The 17,178-nt window shown below is 63.8% G+C and carries 17 protein-coding genes; 13 read left to right on the forward strand and 4 right to left on the reverse strand.

Annotation, left to right across the window (positions count from 1 at the left end):
• The first annotated feature begins 82 nt into the window (after nt 1-82).
• From fliF to fliR, 13 genes are all read left to right on the forward strand, one after another.
• Entirely contained in the window at nt 83-1,855 is a 1,773-nt protein-coding gene (gene fliF / locus GFD32_RS07485) for a flagellar basal-body MS-ring/collar protein FliF (RefSeq protein ID WP_163575922.1), read from the forward strand.
• Complete coding sequence (fliG, locus tag GFD32_RS07490) at nt 1,852-2,862, forward strand: flagellar motor switch protein FliG (protein ID WP_089684376.1); 1,011 nt, start codon at nt 1,852-1,854, stop codon at nt 2,860-2,862. Before fliF ends, fliG begins: the two co-directional genes overlap by 4 nt.
• Nucleotides 2,855-3,604, forward strand: a complete 750-nt coding sequence (gene fliH / locus GFD32_RS07495) for a flagellar assembly protein FliH (protein WP_163575923.1) — start codon at nt 2,855-2,857, stop codon at nt 3,602-3,604. The genes fliG and fliH overlap by 8 nt, the downstream gene beginning before the upstream one ends.
• Nucleotides 3,605-3,615: 11 nt before the next feature.
• On the forward strand, nt 3,616-5,010 hold the full coding sequence (gene fliI / locus GFD32_RS07500; RefSeq protein ID WP_163575924.1) for a flagellar protein export ATPase FliI: 1,395 nt from the start codon (nt 3,616-3,618) through the stop codon (nt 5,008-5,010).
• On the forward strand, nt 5,007-5,465 hold the full coding sequence (fliJ, locus tag GFD32_RS07505; RefSeq protein ID WP_163575925.1) for a flagellar export protein FliJ: 459 nt from the start codon (nt 5,007-5,009) through the stop codon (nt 5,463-5,465). Before fliI ends, fliJ begins: the two co-directional genes overlap by 4 nt.
• Nucleotides 5,466-5,484: 19 nt before the next feature.
• The gene (locus tag GFD32_RS07510) at nt 5,485-6,909 is read left to right on the forward strand and encodes a flagellar hook-length control protein FliK (protein ID WP_163575926.1); all 1,425 of its coding nucleotides are present in this window, start codon (nt 5,485-5,487) and stop codon (nt 6,907-6,909) included.
• 154 nt (nt 6,910-7,063) lie between these two features.
• Complete coding sequence (fliL, locus tag GFD32_RS07515) at nt 7,064-7,537, forward strand: flagellar basal body-associated protein FliL (protein ID WP_163575927.1); 474 nt, start codon at nt 7,064-7,066, stop codon at nt 7,535-7,537.
• A gap of 15 nt (nt 7,538-7,552) precedes the next feature.
• Nucleotides 7,553-8,599: a flagellar motor switch protein FliM gene (gene fliM / locus GFD32_RS07520; RefSeq protein WP_163575928.1), complete on the forward strand. Its 1,047-nt coding sequence runs from the start codon at nt 7,553-7,555 to the stop codon at nt 8,597-8,599.
• Nucleotides 8,592-9,182, forward strand: a complete 591-nt coding sequence (gene fliN, locus GFD32_RS07525) for a flagellar motor switch protein FliN (protein WP_163575929.1) — start codon at nt 8,592-8,594, stop codon at nt 9,180-9,182. Before fliM ends, fliN begins: the two co-directional genes overlap by 8 nt.
• On the forward strand, nt 9,179-9,619 hold the full coding sequence (fliO, locus tag GFD32_RS07530) for a flagellar biosynthetic protein FliO (protein ID WP_163575930.1): 441 nt from the start codon (nt 9,179-9,181) through the stop codon (nt 9,617-9,619). Before fliN ends, fliO begins: the two co-directional genes overlap by 4 nt.
• On the forward strand, nt 9,619-10,365 hold the full coding sequence (gene fliP / locus GFD32_RS07535; protein ID WP_320416209.1) for a flagellar type III secretion system pore protein FliP: 747 nt from the start codon (nt 9,619-9,621) through the stop codon (nt 10,363-10,365). The genes fliO and fliP overlap by 1 nt, the downstream gene beginning before the upstream one ends.
• Before the next feature lie 46 nt (nt 10,366-10,411).
• Nucleotides 10,412-10,681, forward strand: coding sequence for a flagellar biosynthesis protein FliQ (gene fliQ, locus GFD32_RS07540; RefSeq protein ID WP_163575932.1), 270 nt, complete (start codon nt 10,412-10,414; stop codon nt 10,679-10,681).
• A 7-nt stretch (nt 10,682-10,688) separates the two neighbouring features.
• Nucleotides 10,689-11,489 (forward strand): flagellar biosynthetic protein FliR, encoded by an 801-nt coding sequence (gene fliR / locus GFD32_RS07545; RefSeq protein WP_163575933.1) that lies wholly within the window; start codon nt 10,689-10,691, stop codon nt 11,487-11,489.
• A 116-nt stretch (nt 11,490-11,605) separates the two neighbouring features.
• Here the strand turns inward: fliR and flgL are convergent, their stop codons facing one another.
• The 4 genes from flgL to GFD32_RS07565 all read right to left on the reverse strand — a co-directional run bounded on the left by flgL (nt 11,606) and on the right by GFD32_RS07565 (nt 17,116).
• Nucleotides 11,606-12,829, reverse strand: coding sequence for a flagellar hook-associated protein FlgL (gene flgL / locus GFD32_RS07550; RefSeq protein ID WP_163575934.1), 1,224 nt, complete (start codon nt 12,827-12,829; stop codon nt 11,606-11,608).
• A gap of 21 nt (nt 12,830-12,850) precedes the next feature.
• Entirely contained in the window at nt 12,851-14,815 is a 1,965-nt protein-coding gene (flgK, locus tag GFD32_RS07555) for a flagellar hook-associated protein FlgK (RefSeq protein WP_163575935.1), read from the reverse strand.
• Nucleotides 14,816-14,915: 100 nt separating this feature from the next.
• The gene (gene flgJ, locus GFD32_RS07560; protein ID WP_163575936.1) at nt 14,916-16,025 is read right to left on the reverse strand and encodes a flagellar assembly peptidoglycan hydrolase FlgJ; all 1,110 of its coding nucleotides are present in this window, start codon (nt 16,023-16,025) and stop codon (nt 14,916-14,918) included.
• Nucleotides 16,025-17,116: a flagellar basal body P-ring protein FlgI gene (locus GFD32_RS07565; RefSeq protein ID WP_276208796.1), complete on the reverse strand. Its 1,092-nt coding sequence runs from the start codon at nt 17,114-17,116 to the stop codon at nt 16,025-16,027. Before GFD32_RS07565 ends, flgJ begins: the two co-directional genes overlap by 1 nt.
• Nucleotides 17,117-17,178: the final 62 nt, after the last annotated feature.

The raw sequence follows: 17,178 nt of genomic DNA on the forward strand, positions 1-17,178 counted from the left end.
GGATGCAGTCGATGCCTTCATCTCGAACCAGAAGGGATATCAGGGCCAACCAGGCGGGCATGGCGCTCTCTCGGGGGTGCGCATGAGCAATGGCGCAACGACGCCGAACCGCCAGGATGCCAGCACCAACTCGCGAGCGAACTCTGCCGATCAGAGCTCGCTGGCGCGTGTGCTCGACCCCTTGCGCAACAACCCCCTGGTCGCCCTTCTCATTGGCGGCGCCGCCTTCATCGCCATCGTGACCGCGCTGATCATGTGGGCCCAGAGCCCCGAGTACCGAGTGCTCTACAGCAACCTCAGCGAAGCCGACGGCGGACGCATCATCAGCGAACTCGATAGCCGCGGCGTCCCCTATCGTTTCAGTCAGGGCGGCCAGGCTCTGCTGGTGCCCAGCGACCAGGTGCATACGCTACGCTTGCAATTGGCCGAGCAGGGTTTGCCGCGAGGCGGCAACGTCGGCTTCGAGCTGATGGACGATCAAGCCTTCGGAGTCAGCCAATTCGCCGAACAGGTGAACTTCCAGCGTGGCCTCGAAGGCGAACTATCCACCTCCATTCAGGCCCTAGGCCCCGTCAATCGGGCCCGTGTACACCTGGCCATGGCCCGCGCCTCGGTATTCGTGCGCGATCGCAAGCCCGCCGAGGCCTCTGTCGTGCTAACTCTCGAAGCGGGTCGCGTGCTGGGCGAAGGCCAGGTAAGCGCCATCGTCCACATGGTCTCGAGCAGCGTTCCCGATCTGGCGGCCGAGGACGTGACCGTCGTCGACCAGGACGGCAACCTGCTCTCACGCCAGAGCGCGGCCGGCGGCGACCTCGACGGCACCCAACTCGACTACATCGCTGAAGTCGAGCACTCCTACCAGCAGCGCATCGAGAACATCCTCATCCCCCTACTGGGCCGCGATCGGGTACGTGCCCAGGTGGCCGCCCAGATCGACTTCTCGCGCCGCGAGCAGACCGCCGAACGTTACGCCCCCAACCAGGCGCCCAATGAAGCCGCCATACGCAGCCGTCAGTCATCGCTCTCCTACGATGGCGGCGACGATCTCGCCATGGGCATTCCCGGCGCGCTGAGCAACACGCCGCCCGGTACTGCGCCCTCTCCCATCGCCAACCCGGAAGGCGACGCCGACGACGACGCAGCCGAAGGAGACGACGGCGAAGGCGATGCAGCCGAGCAGGAAGAAGCACCGGAGCTAAACAACCTGCGCCAGGACGACGTGGTCAACTACGAAGTGGATCGCAGCGTCGAGCATGTCCAGCACCGCCGCGGTCGCGTGGAGCGCCTCTCCGCCGCCGTGGTGGTCGACTATCGGGAAGAGCGCAACGACGACGGCGAATGGGAGCCCACCCCGCTCAGCGACGAGGAAATCGCTCAGATCGAGCGACTCATTCGTCAAGCCATGGGCTTCTCCCAAGCACGTGGCGACGAGATCGAGGTGGTCAACAGCCCGTTCAGTCGCGCTACCGACGACGACGAAGCCATCGAGTGGTGGCAGTCGCCCGAGGTCCATGCCCTGGCCCTGACCATCGGCCGCTACCTGCTGGTGGCCTTGGGCATCCTGCTCACCTATCTGCTCATCCTGCGCCCGCTGATCAAGCGCTACACCCAGCAGCCGGTGCTCTCCACGGCCACGCCGGGCGGCGCGCTGAGCGTGCGGGTCGGCGACGAAGAAGCGGGCGAAGGTGGGGATCAAGCGATGGTCGAGGGCGAGGAAGAGCGCCCCTATCCCAAGCCCAAACGGCGTCGCAAGTCCTCTGCGTATGAGGACCACCTGACCGAGCTGCGCGAAATGGCCCAGGAGGATCCGCGCATGATAGCCATGATCGTACGCAACTGGATGAACAAGGAATGAGTGCCGCGCCGACCAAAGCCATGAGCGGCATGCGCCGCAGTGCCATCCTGATGCTTGCGCTGGACGAGGACAGCGCGGCCGAGGTGTTCAAGTTCCTGCCGCCCAAGGAGATCCAGCAGCTCAGCATGGAGATGGCCGAGCTCGGTCAAGTCTCCCATGAGGACATGCAGAAAGTGCTGCAGGAGTTCAGCGACGAGACCGAAGAGTTCATCGCGCTCAACCTCAACTCCAGCGAGCACATCCGCTCCGTGCTGACCAAGGCCCTGGGCAGCGAGCGCGCCACCAGCCTGATCGAGGACGTGCTGGAGAGCTCCAGCACCAGCTCCGGCATCGACTCGCTCAACCTCATGGAACCCTCCATGGTGTCGGAGTTGATCCGCGATGAGCACCCACAGATCATCGCCACCATTCTCGTGCACCTGGAGCGCCACCAGGCCGCCGACGTGCTCGAGCTGTTCGATGACAAGCTACGCAACGACGTGGTCCTGCGTATCGCCACCTTCAGCGGCGTGCAGCCGGCAGCCCTTCAGGAGCTCACCGAGGTGCTGTCGGGCATGCTCGACGGCCAGAACCTCAAGCGCAGCAAGATGGGCGGCGTGAGAACCGCTGCGGAGATCCTCAACCTGATGAATTCCAATCAGGAAGAGACCGCCATCGAGACGGTACGCGCGCACAGCGAGGATCTGGCGCAAAAGATCATCGACGAGATGTTCCTGTTCGAAAACCTCCTCGATCTGGACGACCGCAGTATCCAGCTGGTGCTCAAGGAGATCGACACCAACTCCCTGGTAGTCGCGCTCAAAGGCGCGCCCGACTCGCTCATGGAGAAATTCCTGCGCAACATGTCGCGCCGCGCCGCCGACCTCATGCGCGAAGACATGGAAGCCCGCGGCCCCATTCGCGTCTCCCAGGTGGAGGCCGAACAGAAGGCGATCCTGCAGGTGGTGCGCCGTCTTGCCGATGCCGGCGAGATCGTGCTGAGCGGTGGAGACGAAACCTATGTCTGACCGGCCTTCCGTACCCATCGAACGCAACGGTGCCTGGCAGCGCTGGCGCATGGGCGAGTTGGCCCCCGGCGCACGCCGCCAGCCATCCGAGGAAGGCACAAACTCTTCCGAACGGGCCCAGCGCGAGGCGGCCAACCGACGGGCCGCCGAACGTCAGCGCGCCGAACTCGAGGCGCTGCGCGAATCGGTCCGCGAGCAGGCTCGCGAAGAGGGCTATCGAGCTGGGTACGAGAAAGGCCGTCACGAAGGCCAGGCCCAAGGTATCGAAGAGGGCCGCCAGCAGGCCGAGCGCGAGCTCGATGAGCGCACCCGCGAAGCCCTTGCGCCCCTGGCACCGCTGGCCCAGTCATTCAGCCAGGCGCTGGACGAACTCGACGAACAGATCGGCGACGACCTCGTGGCACTGGCCCTGTCGACCGGCAAACAGCTGGCCGGCGATGCCTTGAAGACGCGTCCGCGCCAGATCCTCGAGCTGATTCGCGCCCTGCTGCACAGCGAACCGCCCCTAACCGGCCAACAACGCCTGTGGCTGCATCCGCTGGACCACAAGCTGGTGGAGAAGCATCTGGGCGAGGAATTGCATGCCGCCGGCTGGAAGCTGCAGCCCGACGATCAGCTGACCCGTGGAGGCTGCCGCGTGACCAGTGCCAGCGGCGAACTCGACGCCACCTGGGAAAGCCGCTGGCAGGCGGTCAAATCCCAGGTCCGCCGTCGCACTACCGCAGCGGACCGCGACGACTGATGGAGACCCCGATGCACGAGGCCGTGGCACACAACCCACATCACGCACGCTGGCAGCAGACGCTGTCTCATGTGCGCGAGCGGGTCGAGAGCGTGCCAGCCTTCCGCACCAGCGGGCGTGTGCTGCGTGCCACCGGCATGGTCATCGAAGCCGTGGGACTGCGCGTGGCATTGGGCAACGCCTGTCGCATCGAGCTCCCCTCTCTCAGCGGCAACGAGCCGGCTCGCTTTGCCGAAGCCGAAGTCGTCGGCTTTGCCGGAGAGAAGCTCTTCCTGATGCCGCTTTCAGAAATCACCGGCCTGATGCCCGGTGCGCGGGTCTTCCCGCTCGGCGACGGCCCCGACCACGCCGCACGGCGCTTCCCGCTGGGCGAGACACTGCTGGGACGCATCGTCGACGGCAACGGCCAACCGCTCGACGGCCTGGGGCCACTGGAATCCGCACCGCGCGCCCCGCTCACCTCGCCGCCGCTCAACCCGCTGTCGCGCGCCCCCATCGAAGCGCAGATCGACGTGGGCATTCGCGCCATTAACGCCCTGCTGGCCATCGGCCGCGGCCAGCGCATGGGATTGTTCGCCGGCTCCGGCGTGGGCAAGTCGGTGCTACTCGGCATGATGGCCCGCTACACCCGCGCCGACGTCATCGTGGTGGGCTTGATCGGCGAGCGTGGACGCGAGGTACAGGACTTCATCGACAATATCCTCGGCGAGGAAGGGCGCCGGCGGGCCGTCGTCGTCGCCGCACCGGCCGACACCTCGCCGCTGCAGCGCCTGCAGGGCGCTTCCTATGCCACGCGACTCGCCGAGGGCTTCCGCGATCGAGGCCAGAACGTATTGCTGATCATGGATTCACTGACTCGCTACGCCATGGCCCAGCGCGAGATTGCCCTGGCCATCGGCGAGCCACCGGCCACCAAGGGCTATCCACCCTCGGTGTTCGCCAAGATTCCCGGCCTGGTGGAACGCGCCGGCAACGCCGAACGCGGCCGCGGTTCGATCACCGCTTTCTATACGGTACTCACCGAGGGCGACGACCAGCAGGACCCCATCGCCGATTCGGCTCGGGCCATTCTCGACGGTCACATCGTGCTGTCGCGCACCCTCGCCGAAGCCGGCCACTATCCGGCCATCGACATCGAGGCTTCCATCAGCCGCGCCATGACGCACATCATCGACGACGAGCAGCTCAGCATGGCGCAATCCTTCAAGCAGCTCTTCTCGCGCTACCAGCGCAATCGCGATCTGATCAGCGTGGGCGCCTATACGCCCGGTCACGATCCGCAGCTCGACGATGCCGTACAGCGCTACCCCTCGTTGGAACGCTTCCTCCAGCAGGGCATGCAAGAGAGCGCCTCGATCGCCACGGCCCGCGAGCAACTGGAAAATACCGTGGGAGGCAAGCCATGAGTGCCACCTCACAGCTCGACATGCTCAGCGAGCTGGCGCGCAATGCCCGTGACCAGGCGGGGCAGGCACTGGCAGGAGAACGCCAGAGCGAACAGCAGGTCAACGCTCAGCTCGAATCGCTGACCCGCTACCGCTACGAATACGCAGAACGCCTGCAGCAGGCGATGCGCAACGGCATCGACCCGGCCAGCATGCACAATTACCAACAGTTCCTCGCTTCGCTGGATGCCGCGCTGGAACGCGCTCGCCAGGCGCTGCACGAGCAGCGCCAGCGCGTGGCCCGGCGCCAGCATGAATGGCAGGAGGAGCAGCAACGACTCTCGGCTTACGATACCCTGTCGTCACGCCGTGAAGCCGAACGACACAAACGCGAAGCGCGCCGTGAGCAGCGCCTGAGCGACGAACTGGCATCGGGACGTTTGCTGCGCGAGCGCAACGCCCCCCGCGAGACCTGAGGCAAGTCAGGAGATGGCTATGGACATTCAAATGCTGCTGGCCGCCCAGACGGGTAAGCCGACACCCAAGACGCAGGGCGGGGCTTCGCTCGATGGGCAGTTTGCCCAGAATCTGGCCAATGCCGGGCGCCAAGCTAGCAACGATTTGGCGAAGCTGGCCAATACAGGACAGCAAACCGGAGCAGACCTGGCCCAGCTCGCGAAACAGGCCAAGGCCCAGTTGTCAACCTCCACCGACCCCCAACCAGGCAGCGCGGGGCAGGCCAACGCTCTGGCCGTAGCGCTCGCCGCCCATGGACTTGCCAACGCATCGGCCGAGGCTCTACAGGCGGAGTCGCCCGACACTCAGGCAGATCTGGAAGCCATTCGGCAACGCATCGAAGCGGCCATGGCCGAACGAGGCACCGTCCGCCAGTCGGATGAGGCACAGGCCGCTGCCCTGCCCGACGCCGCGTTGAGGGAAGCACTGGCCGAGCTGATCGATGGCGGGGCTCTCGACAAGGCAACGGCGGAGGCCATCGAAGCGGCCATACAGCGCGACGATACGAGCCAGCAGACCGCTGACGAAACCGCCGTGGCCGCTCTCCAACAGGCGCTCGCCGCCGTGGCCAATGACATGCGCCAGGCTCGCGCGCCCTCGGGCAGTGGTGAGCGTTCGGTTTCAGAGCGTTCCGGTTCCGCCACTCAGGTTACTCAGCGCGCCGAAGGCGCTTCGCTGGAGAGCCTGCTGAGCGGCCAGCGGCGGGAAGCGTCGGTCACCGACAATGCGGGATCGCGCCCGGCTGCCTCCGCGCTGGATGCCAAGGCCGTCGAAGCGGCAATCATGACGGAGCGCCAGAGCGCTGCACCGCTTGTAACAGGCAGCGAAGGTGGACGAGCCTTGGCCAACGAGGCCGCGGCGAGTTTAGCTGGCGGCACTGCCAACGCCCAGAACGGTACGACCTTCGCGCAGACCATGACGTCGGCCACCGGTACCGGCGGCATGCCCAGTCAAGCGACCTTGAGCGCCCCCGTGCAGAGTCCGGCTTGGCCGGGACAACTGGGTCAACAGCTGGTGCAGTTCGCACGCCAGGGCGGCGGCGAGCAGCAAATCGAGATGCGCCTGCACCCGGCTGAACTCGGACCGCTTTCGGTAACGCTCAAGATGACCGAACAAGGTGCCCAGGCGCAATTCCTATCGGCCCACGCCCAGGTGCGCCAGGCCATCGAGCAAGCGCTTCCCCAGCTACGGGACGCCCTGGCCGAGCAGGGCATCGATTTGAGCGAAACCTCCGTGGGCGAACAGCGCCAGCAGGAAGGACAGACATTTGCGGGCAACGAAGGCAGACATGGCCCGGCTGGCGCTGAGCTATCCGCGGATGGCACCACGGGTGATGGCATGCCAGCATCCGACGGCATGGCCAACGAGGTAACGCTGGATGGTCGTGTGAATCTCTATGCATGAGGCAAGGAGAGCTCGCGGCCGGCCCACGATGAAAACCCGAGATAGCGGCGTTCCTGTGGCGTGTTTTCGCCATCGTCGGCATGATCGCCAGGACACAATGGCGATTTTTCGCACAACGACTCTTTAACGACAATCGATCACGAAAGGCAGGGCAATGGCAAACTCGAAGGGTGGCTCTTCCAAGCTTCTGTGGCTACTCCTGGTGCTGGTATTGCTTTCCAGCGCGGCAGCAGGGGTTGCGATCTACATGGTGATGAACAACGAAGGCAATGCCGACGACAACCTCCAGTCGCAGCAGGTCGAACGTCAGTCGCCCATCTTCGTGACCATCGACCCCTTCACGGTCAACCTCGCCGATGATCGCTATGGCTCGCGATTGTTGTATGCCGGCATTTCGCTCAAGGTCGACAACCAGGAGTCCCGCAACATCCTCGAAGAACACATGCCCCAGGTACGCAGCCGACTGCTGACGCTGTTTTCCGGCAAGGAAGCCCAGGATCTGACCTCGCCGGAAGGCAAGCGCCAGCTCTCTCAGGAAGTCATCGCAACGCTTTCCGACCCCCTCACCGAACGGCAGCCTCCCCTGGAGATACGGGAAGTCCTGTTCACCGAGTTCATCGTCCAATAGCGCTGGCCGACAACCATGTCCCAAGACGACCTGCTGTCACAGGAAGAGATCGACGCGCTGCTCAAGGGCGTGAGCGGTGATGAGGAGTCCACCTCGCACGGCGACGGTGACTCCCGCGTGCGCCCCTACGACCCGGCCACCCAGCATCGAATCATTCGCGAGCGCCTGCAGGCACTCGACATCATTAACGAGCGCTTCGCGCGGCATTTCCGCATGGGGCTGTTCAACCTGCTGCGGCGCAGTGCCGACATCACCGTGGACAGCGTGAGGTACCAGAGCTACAGCGATTTTTCGCGCAATGTGCCGGTGCCCACCAACATCAACATCATCGCCATGAAACCGCTGCGCGGTTCGGCGCTGATCGTGTTTCCGCCCAACCTGGTCTTCATGGTGGTGGACAACCTGTTCGGCGGTGATGGTCGGTTCCTCACCAAATCCGAGGGGCGCGAGTTCACCAATACCGAACAGCGCATCATCCAGCGGCTGCTTTCGCTGGCCATCGATGCCTACTCCGAGTCGTGGAAGTCCGTCTATCCGCTGGAGATCAGCTACCTGCGCAGTGAGATGCAGTCGAAGTTCGCCAATATCACCAACTCACCCAACGAGATCGTGGTCAATACGAGCTTCAACATCGAGGTGGGCAATCTCACCAGCAGCTTCCAGATCTGCATCCCCTACTCGATGATCGAGCCGCTTCGCGATCTGCTTGCCAATCCGCTCAGCGATGGCAACCACAGTCAGGACAGCACCTGGACCCAGCGCATGGCGGGCGAACTTCGCCACTCCGAAGTGGAACTGGTGGCCAACTTCGCCACCATCTCCAGTCGCATCGCTCACGTGATGGCATTGAAGGTGGGGGACATACTGCCTTTCGAGCTTCCGGAAACCGTGACGGCCAACGTGGATGGCGTGCCCGTGATGGAATGCGAGTACGGAAGCCAGCATGACCAGCGCGCCCTGCGCGTCCTCCGCATCATCGACCATGGAGCGCAGCACTCCTCATCACCCGACGACTTCATCAAGGGCACTGCGCCGCAAGCCAAGGACTCCAAGCATGACTGATCCCAAGAAACCCGATCAGAACGTCTCCGACGATGACTGGGCGGCCGCCATGTCCGAACAGGGAGACGCCGACACGCCCGCCGAGGATGACCCCTGGGCGGAAGCGATGGCCGAACAGCGCGCCGCTGAGCAGCCATCCGGCGAAGACGCATCGGCCGAGGATGAGGCAGACCCTTGGGCTGAAGCCCTCGCCGAACAGGAATCGGCAGAATCCGCTGCCGAGGATGCGCCTGCCGAAGAGGCCCAGCCCAAGGCACCCGCGCAATCCGCCGGCGACCAGGTGTTCCGCCCCCTGGACAAGGGCGCCGACAGCACGGCCCCGCGTGATCTGGAAATGATCATGGACATCCCGGTTCAGCTCACCGTCGAGCTGGGCCGCACCAAGCTCACCATCAAGCAGCTACTGGAACTGGCTCAGGGCTCCGTGGTCGAGCTGGATGGCCTGGCCGGGGAGCCGATGGACATCCTCATCAACGGCTACCTGATCGCCCAGGGTGAAGTGGTGGTGGTCGACGACAAGTACGGCATCCGCATCACCGAAATCATCACGCCGTCCGAACGCGTGCAGAAACTCAATCGATGAGCGACACCCCGGCATCAGAAGCGTCGGCAACCGGGTTCGACGCGCTCTCATCCAGCGGCGATAGCCTGGTGGGCATGGCCACTCTAGGCAAGACAGCGGCTGCCCTGGCGCTGGTCATCGTCATCATACTGGTATGCACGGCGCTACTGCGCCGTTGGGGTGGCCATTCCCAGGTCACCGGGCGCCATCTGCGGGTGGTGGCCAGCACGACTCTGGGCGGTCGCGAACGGCTGGTGATCGTCGAGATCGACGATACCTGGCTGGTACTCGGCGTGGGTGGCGGACAGGTCACCAAGCTGCACGAACTGCCCGCACCGGCCCCGGGCGATGCCACAGCTGAGGCCACCGCTACTGGCGATACGCGCTTTGCCACCCGTTTCGCCCGCGCACTACGCAACAATGCCGGCCTGGGAGGCAGCGGCCGGGGGGAGTCATGATGCGCACTCTGGCGCTCGTCGCACTGGGCGCCTTGCTGTCGTTGGCCGCTGGCAACGTCGCATTGGCCCAGGAGATTCCCGGCATCGTCAGCCAGCCACTGGAGGGTGGCGGCCAGCAGTGGTCACTATCGCTGCAAACACTGCTGCTGCTCAGCTCGCTGGCCTTCCTGCCGGCGGTCGTGCTGATGATGACCAGCTTCACCCGTATCATCATCGTCTTCAGCCTGCTGAGGACGGCCATGGGCACGCAGGCAACTCCGCCCAACCAGGTACTCCTTGGGCTCGCTCTCTTTCTGACCTTCTTCATCATGTCGCCGGTGATCGGCAACGTCTATGAAACGGCCTGGATGCCGCTCTCCAACGAAGAGATCAACTTCGAGGAGTTCCTCGTTCGCGCCCAGGTGCCGGTGCGCGAGTTCATGCTGGCCCAGACCCGCGAACCCGATATCGCCCTGTTTGCCCGCCTCGGCGAGGTAGGCACCCTGCAGGGGCCGGAAGACGTCCCCTTCCGCATACTGGTTCCGGCCTTCGTCACCAGCGAACTGAAGACCGCTTTCCAGATCGGTTTCACCATCTTCATTCCCTTCCTGATCATCGACCTGGTGGTGGCCAGCACACTGATGGGGCTGGGGATGATGATGGTGCCGCCAGTCACCATCTCATTGCCTTTCAAGCTGATGCTGTTCGTGCTGGTGGACGGCTGGCAGCTCATCGTGGGCTCTTTGGCAGAGAGCTTCTACCTATGACAACGCTCAATCCCCTCCGCCCAGTCGGCGGAAAGGAGTCAATTCGATGACCCCCGAAATGGTCATGGGAATCGCCTACCAAGGCATGCGCACGGCACTCTTTCTCGGCGGACCGTTGTTGCTCACGGCCCTGCTGACGGGCTTGACGGTCAGCCTGTTCCAGGCGGCCACCCAGATCAACGAGATGACGCTCTCTTTCATCCCCAAGATTCTGGCGGTATGCGTAGTGCTGGTCTTGAGCGGCCCTTGGCTGCTGCAGATCATCACCGACTTCACGCGGGAACTCTTCACCAGCATCCCCAGCATGCTGCAGTGATCCGCCCATGGTAGAGGTGACCTTCGCACAGCTTCAGGGCTGGCTCGTTGCCTTCTTCTGGCCCTTCGTGCGCATTCTCGCCTTCTTCGGAGCTTCTCCGCTGTGGGGCCATTCCAGCGTTCCCCGACAGACCAAGTTGGGCCTGGCCTTCATGATCACCGTGGTGATCGTTCCCGTTCTCCCCCCCATGCCCGACGTCCCGATGGTTTCCTGGGCCAGCTTCGGCCTGATGATCGAGCAGTTGATCATCGGCATCGCCATGGGGCTGGTGATGCGGGTCACCTTCGCTGTGGTGCAAGCCGCTGGCGAGTTCATCGGCATGCAGATGGGGCTCGCCTTCGCGACGTTCTTCGATTCCGGCAGCGGCACCAACTCAGCGGTACTATCACGCATCTTCTACATGATCACGCTGTTGATGTTTCTGGCCATGAACGGTCACCTGATGGTACTCGAGACCCTGGTTGCCAGCTTCGAAGGGCTGCCGATTGGCATCGGCCGCTTCGACCCCGCCGCCTATGAGCTTCTGGTGCGCTACGGTGGCACCATCTTCGTCACTGGCATGTCGATGGCGCTACCCCTGATGGGGTCCCTCATGATCATCAAACTGGCACTGGGCATTCTCAACCGCTCGGCACCGCAGCTCACGATATTCACCATCGGCTTTCCCATGACGCTGCTTGCCGGCCTGGTATTGATGATGGTGCTGATGACGGATCTCGCCAGTTTCCTGGAACGCCTGTTCAGCAACGGCCTGGCCTTCATGCACCAGTTGATCGAGAGTCTGGCCCCCCTGCCCCCAATCACCTGAGAAAGTGGTTAACGACGACTGAGCCCAGAACGAAAAAACCGCCCTGGCAGGCCGGGGCGGCGCAAAAGGCCATGACGCAACGCCATGGCCGGCAGGGAAACGATGTCTTGAAGGTGTTACAGGAAGTCGAACAAGGACATGCCTTTGATATCCACGAAGGCCCTCTGGGCCGCCTGGAGACCGACATGGCGCAAGCTGTACTCGGAAATGGCTTCGCTATAGTCGAGGTCGACGAGATCGGAGAGCGTCTGCTCGTAGTTGAGCGTACGATTGCTACCGACCGAATCGACCACATCCAGCTCGTTCAGTCGCGCGCCCATGGAAGCGCGCACGGTGAGCACGTTATCGAGGCTGTTATCGAGCTCGCGCATCGACGTGCTCAGGCTATTCTTCAGTTCGGCGACCTCCGCATCGGTAGTGGCCGGGCTTTCCAGTACCGACAGTGCACGCTCGAAGGTTCGAAACAGGTTGGTGTTCATCTGATCGGCTGCACCCACGCGGATCTCGTCCCCGTTACCCGGCTCGCCGTCCAGGTTGACGCGCAGCCCATCGAAGCTGATCGCCATTCCCGGCGTATAGTCTTCCCCGTCATGATTCGTCAGAGCCGTGCCGCTGCTGTCCTGCACGGTATAGGTCGCCGGGTCGGTGCTATCGTCGAAGCTGATGGTGTAGGCCTCCCCCGCCACCAGTTCGTCGGCATCGACGACCTGCAGCTTGTTGAAGGTCACATTACCCGTATTGCCGCCATCGGCTTCGGCAACATGGGTGGCACCGCTGGGCACGCTGCGAAATATCGCGTCGCCATTGTTGGAGACGGGCATCTTGCGCGAGGCATCGATGCGCTGCTCGCGATCGTTGCTGTCCCCGGTGTAAACGATACCGCCAGCAGCGTCATCCTGAACGAAGGGTGGGCTGCTGTCCTGATAGCCGCCGAACAGATAGCGACCGTTGCCGTCGGTGGCATTGGCCTGGCCGATCACGGTTTCGTAGATTCCCCGCAGCTCGGACGCCACCGACTCGCGGTCGGCATCGCTGAGCGTATCGCTGGACGCCTGAATCAGCAGCGACTTGGCGCTGGTGATGGCATCGCTGACGCTGTTGAGCACGCTTTCGCCCTGAGCCAGGGAATTGCGCGCCGACACCCGGGAATCGGCGAACTGCTCAGTGATCGCCATAGCCTGCGACACCCCCACCGCCCGCGATGCATCCTGAGGATCGTCGGAGGGGTTGACCACCCGACGACCGCTGGCGATCTGCTGACCGACCTTGAGGAAGTCGCTCTGCTGGCGATTCATGGACGCAACGCTCTGCTCGTACATGGTGACGCTGCTGACTCGCATGGTAATGACTCCCTTTCAGACTCAGTTGCGCAGACCGAGGATGGTATCGAACACCGTGGAGGCGGTATCGATGACGCGGGCGTTGGCTTGATAGAACTGCTGGTAGCGAATCAGGTTGGCCGCCTCCTCGTCGAGGTTGACGCCGGACTCCGACTGCTGAACCGCCCGCAGCTGATCGGTCAACCCCTGCCTGGCGTCCAGATTGACCTGAACGATGTTGGTGCGATTACCCACGTCGCTTACCATGCCGGCATATGCCTGACTCAGCGAAGCGTTGCCCGCGACCAGCGCTTCATCCTGCAGATCCTGCATGGCCAAGGCGTTGGTGTTGTCGCCGGAACCGGCCGAGTTGCGGCCAAGCTCCAGCCCTTGGGTTTCGCCGGCTTCGGGCAGCTCGTCGATGGTCAAGCGCACGCCGTCGACCTCCAGATCGTCTCCGGCGGCAATGGGAGCACCATCGACGACGCCGGTGGTGGCATCCACGTTCCGCGTCTCGCCGTTGACGAGTATCTCGGTCGGCCGAGTGAAATCGCCGCTGTCGCCAAAGACGAGTTGTCCGGCATCGTCCAACGACATCTCGTAGGCATCGCCACCGCCGAGCGCGCCGGCTTCGGCTCCCAGACCCGATACGGCCATGTCGCCGTCGGTCGCCAACAGGCTACCCGCCGCGATCTTGTCGAGATCGGCGATGCGCGTTTCCATGTCCGCCGCGGCCTGACGCACGGGCTGCACCTCGAAACGGTTGCCCTCCTCCAGCGCCGTGCTGTCGTTGAAGGTCAGCGTCATACCGCCGAAGCTCAGCGTGTTGCTGGCCGCGTCGAAAGCCTCTGGATCGAGATCCAGCGCTTCGCCGTTGTCCTTGCGGATGACCGTGAAACCGGTGGCATCGGTGGGGTTATTCCCGGTCACGCGAATCTCGTAGTCGCTGGCACGCAGCTCATCGATATTCGGTGCATCGAAAGCGGTTGCAGTCACTTCGGCGGTGCCCGTGTTTCTTTCGTCGGTATAGGCACGGGGCTGGCCGATAGTGAAGAAATCCGCGCCCTGCTCGCCGTCGAGATCCTGACCCAGGCGGTGCTGCTCGTTGAAGCCAACGGCCATGGAGACGGCCATCTGCCCGATCTGGTTCTGGGTCTTGTCCAGGGTTTCGCTGCGGAAGGTCATCAGGCCGCCGAGGCTGCCGCCGGAGACGGTTCCCTCTGACAGGGGCTGCAACGTGCCGCCGGAATCGCGGTATCCCAGGATGGTGCGCTGCGGATCGCTCGGGGAGTCCAGAGTTTCCAGCGGCTTGCTGTCGGTGCCGGAAACCAGCGGCTGACCGTTGGGCAAGCTGATGTTGTAGCTCTTGCCATCCTGAATGTTGAGCCGCACGTCCATGCGCTCGCTGAGTTCGTTGACCAGCTGGTCCCGCTGATTCAGCAGACTGTTCGGCGCCTCGCCCTGACGCGCCCGAGCCAGGGCGATCTCGCGGTTGAGTCCGGCGATCTGCTCGGTGGTGTTGTTGATCTGAGTGACTTCGTCCTCGATCTGACCGTTGATGCCTTCCTGCATGTCCTGCAGGTAGCCGTCGAAGGAACGGAACTGAGCACTCAGCGTATCGGCACTGCCGAGCACGCCCTGCCGCGAGGCGGGATCGGAAGGCGCGCTGGCCAGATCCTCGAGGGACGAGAAGAAATCCTGCATCAAGGGGGCCAGGCCGGCGTCTCGGTCGGCGAGCAGATTGTCGATCTGGCCGACTTGGTTCTCGTAGGTCTCCAGCGCACTCGATTGGCTGGTGGCGGCATTGAGCTGTGACGCCACGTACTGGTTGAACTGGCGCTGAATGTCGTTGACGTTGACGCCACCGCCACCGCGGCCCTGCTGCTCGAGAATCGTCAGCTCACGGTTGTAGCCGGGAGTATTGACGTTGCTGATGTTGTTGCTGGTCGTGTTCAGGGCATTCTGAGCGGCGTTGAGGCCGCTCAAGCCGATGGAGAACATGCTCATGGTCTCGATTCCTTTGCCAATGTCCCTGGTATCGGCGTCGATAGCAGCAACTTTAGGCCAGCCAACGAAAAAACATCCTAAAAAGCGCCCATGAAGGGCTCTACGGCGTACCGCGATACAGCGACTGGGCCAGGCTCATATCGTTGCCGGTACCGGCGTCGGCAAGGGTGGTGCCCGTCGCATCACGCAGCTGCCCCATGATGGCGACCAGCTTGTCTGCGTAAGCTGGGTCCGTGGCATAACCGCTGGACTGCAGCGCGCGCGCCGCCTGCTCGGCACTGCCGGCCTGAGTCACGGAAGCATAGCGCGGATTGTCACCGATCAGCCCGGCGTAGTCGGTAAATGCCTCTTCGAAGGAGTCGTAGACCCGGAAGGCGTCCGTCACTCGCGTACGCCGACCGTCGACATACTCGTGGGTGGTGATCTCGGTGGTCTCGCCGTTCCAGCTCGTTCCGGCCTTGATGCCGAACAGGTTGTGGCTATTGCCGCCGCTGGCAGTGGGAATCTCGTGACGCCCCCAGCCGGTTTCCAGCGCAGCCTGGGCCAGAATCAGCTCGGCCGGCACGCCAGTACGCCGACTGGCTGCCTGGGCCGGCTCGACGAGGCGCTCGGTGAAACGTCGTACCGGGTCGGTAGTCTCAGCGGTAGCCGAAGCTGCCGGCATCGACTCCGAGGCCGCCGGTTCGGTCTGGACGGCATGCAGGAATCCACTGCGCTGAACATCCAGGGCATCCAGGAAGTGCGATGGCGAATCGTCGACTGCGGATGGGCTCGCATCGCCCTTGTCTTGCAACGTCGACGAATCGGGCTGAATGGCGTTTTCCAACACACGGGGCGTGCCGCGAGGTATGCCGGCAACGAGCGCGTCGACGCCGGCCGGATCGCCCTCGGCACGAGAGGGAGGCACCAGCCCACGCGACTGAAGCTGTTCGACCAGATGATCGGCGAGCCCCACGCCACGCTCCGACATCGTCTGCGCCCACTGCTGATCGAGCATCGACTGATAGAACTCGGTCTGCTTGCTGGACGTCAGCTCCGAAGAGGGCACCGCATCACGCATGCTCTTGACCATCATCTGCAGGAACATCGCCTCGAACTGCTTGGCGGCCTCCTGCAGTCCGGCCCCGGCATCCTGCTTCGCCGTGTGCTTGAGACGCTGCAGCCCCTGCATGTCGAGGGCGAACTGGCCGCTGGTGTTCTGAATGCTCATCAGATGATCTCCAGCTCGGCCCGCAGGGAACCCGACGCCTTGAGCGCCTCGAGAATGGCCATCAGATCCTGCGGCGTGGCCCCCAGCGCATTGAGCGCATTGACGACCTCGGTGAGTTCCGCACCTTCCACGACGCGCAGGTAGGCATCCTGCTCCTGGATCTGGATATCGGCATCCGGAACGACCACGGTTTCGCCCTCACCCAACGGCGCCGGCTGACTGACCCCGTACTGGGTGTCGATGATGATGGACAGGTTGCCGTGGGCGACCGCCGCGCGACGCAGCGTGACACGGCTGTTCAGTACTACCGACCCCGTCCGTGAATTGAATACCACCTTGGCGGGCGCATCCGTCGGCGTCACGTCGATCTGCTCGACCCGGGCCATGAAATTGACGCGTGAGTTGGCATTCAGCGGGCCATCCAGCGCAATGACCCCACCGTTGCGGGCTGCTGCCACGGGACGGCCGAACTCCTGGTTGATGGCGCTGACCACGCGCTGGGCGGTGCCGAAATCGGCCTCGTCGAGCTGGAGTTCGAGCAGTCCATTGTCACCGCCCAGGTTCACCGGGACCTCTTGCTCGACCATCGCACCGCCGGCGATGCGCCCGCCGGCCTGCTGGTTGACCTGCACGCTGCTGCCCGCCGCTTCGGCACCGGCACCGGCCACCAACAGATTCCCCTGGGCAATGGCGTAAGTATCGCCATCGGCCCCCTTGAGCGGCGTCATCAACAGCGTCCCGCCACGCAAGCTGCGCGCATTGCCGACCGACGACACGTTCACATCGAGTCGCTGGCCCGGTTGCGCGAAGGGCGGCAGATCCGCGGTCACCATCACGGCCGCCACATTGCGCAGTTGCATGTTGGTGCCTTCCGGCACGGTAATGCCCAGTTGGGAAAGCATGTTGGTCAGACTCTGCCCGGTGAAAGGCGCCTGCATGGTCTGGTCGCCGCTACCGTCGAGACCGACCACCAGGCCATAGCCGACCAGCACGTTGTCGCGCACCCCGGCGAAGCTGGCGAGTTCGCGGATGCGCTCGGCACTGGCCGGCAAGGCTACCGAGCCGACCAGCAGCAGCACGGCGAACCTCATCAGCCAGCGACGCAGCCGCTCGGGGCGTCCAGCAAGAGTGAAGGAAGTCGTCATGGGGTTGC

It is taken from the genome of Halomonas faecis (genome assembly GCF_010993975.1).
Taxonomy (GTDB): domain Bacteria; phylum Pseudomonadota; class Gammaproteobacteria; order Pseudomonadales; family Halomonadaceae; genus Halomonas; species Halomonas faecis.

Excerpts from the sequence above, each read along its gene's own strand:
- fliF (WP_163575922.1), top strand. The coding sequence starts at position 83 with ATGAGCAATGGCGCAACGACGCCGAACCGCCAGGATGCCAGCACCAAC.
- fliG (WP_089684376.1), top strand. The coding sequence starts at position 1,852 with ATGAGTGCCGCGCCGACCAAAGCCATGAGCGGCATGCGCCGCAGTGCC.
- fliH (WP_163575923.1), top strand. The coding sequence starts at position 2,855 with ATGTCTGACCGGCCTTCCGTACCCATCGAACGCAACGGTGCCTGGCAG.
- fliI (WP_163575924.1), top strand. The coding sequence starts at position 3,616 with ATGCACGAGGCCGTGGCACACAACCCACATCACGCACGCTGGCAGCAG.
- fliJ (WP_163575925.1), top strand. The coding sequence starts at position 5,007 with ATGAGTGCCACCTCACAGCTCGACATGCTCAGCGAGCTGGCGCGCAAT.
- GFD32_RS07510 (WP_163575926.1), top strand. The coding sequence starts at position 5,485 with ATGGACATTCAAATGCTGCTGGCCGCCCAGACGGGTAAGCCGACACCC.
- fliL (WP_163575927.1), top strand. The coding sequence starts at position 7,064 with ATGGCAAACTCGAAGGGTGGCTCTTCCAAGCTTCTGTGGCTACTCCTG.
- fliM (WP_163575928.1), top strand. The coding sequence starts at position 7,553 with ATGTCCCAAGACGACCTGCTGTCACAGGAAGAGATCGACGCGCTGCTC.
- fliN (WP_163575929.1), top strand. The coding sequence starts at position 8,592 with ATGACTGATCCCAAGAAACCCGATCAGAACGTCTCCGACGATGACTGG.
- fliO (WP_163575930.1), top strand. The coding sequence starts at position 9,179 with ATGAGCGACACCCCGGCATCAGAAGCGTCGGCAACCGGGTTCGACGCG.
- fliP (WP_320416209.1), top strand. The coding sequence starts at position 9,619 with ATGCGCACTCTGGCGCTCGTCGCACTGGGCGCCTTGCTGTCGTTGGCC.
- fliQ (WP_163575932.1), top strand. The coding sequence starts at position 10,412 with ATGACCCCCGAAATGGTCATGGGAATCGCCTACCAAGGCATGCGCACG.
- fliR (WP_163575933.1), top strand. The coding sequence starts at position 10,689 with ATGGTAGAGGTGACCTTCGCACAGCTTCAGGGCTGGCTCGTTGCCTTC.
- flgL (WP_163575934.1), bottom strand. The coding sequence starts at position 12,829 with ATGCGAGTCAGCAGCGTCACCATGTACGAGCAGAGCGTTGCGTCCATG.
- flgK (WP_163575935.1), bottom strand. The coding sequence starts at position 14,815 with ATGAGCATGTTCTCCATCGGCTTGAGCGGCCTCAACGCCGCTCAGAAT.
- flgJ (WP_163575936.1), bottom strand. The coding sequence starts at position 16,025 with ATGAGCATTCAGAACACCAGCGGCCAGTTCGCCCTCGACATGCAGGGG.
- GFD32_RS07565 (WP_276208796.1), bottom strand. The coding sequence starts at position 17,116 with ATGAGGTTCGCCGTGCTGCTGCTGGTCGGCTCGGTAGCCTTGCCGGCC.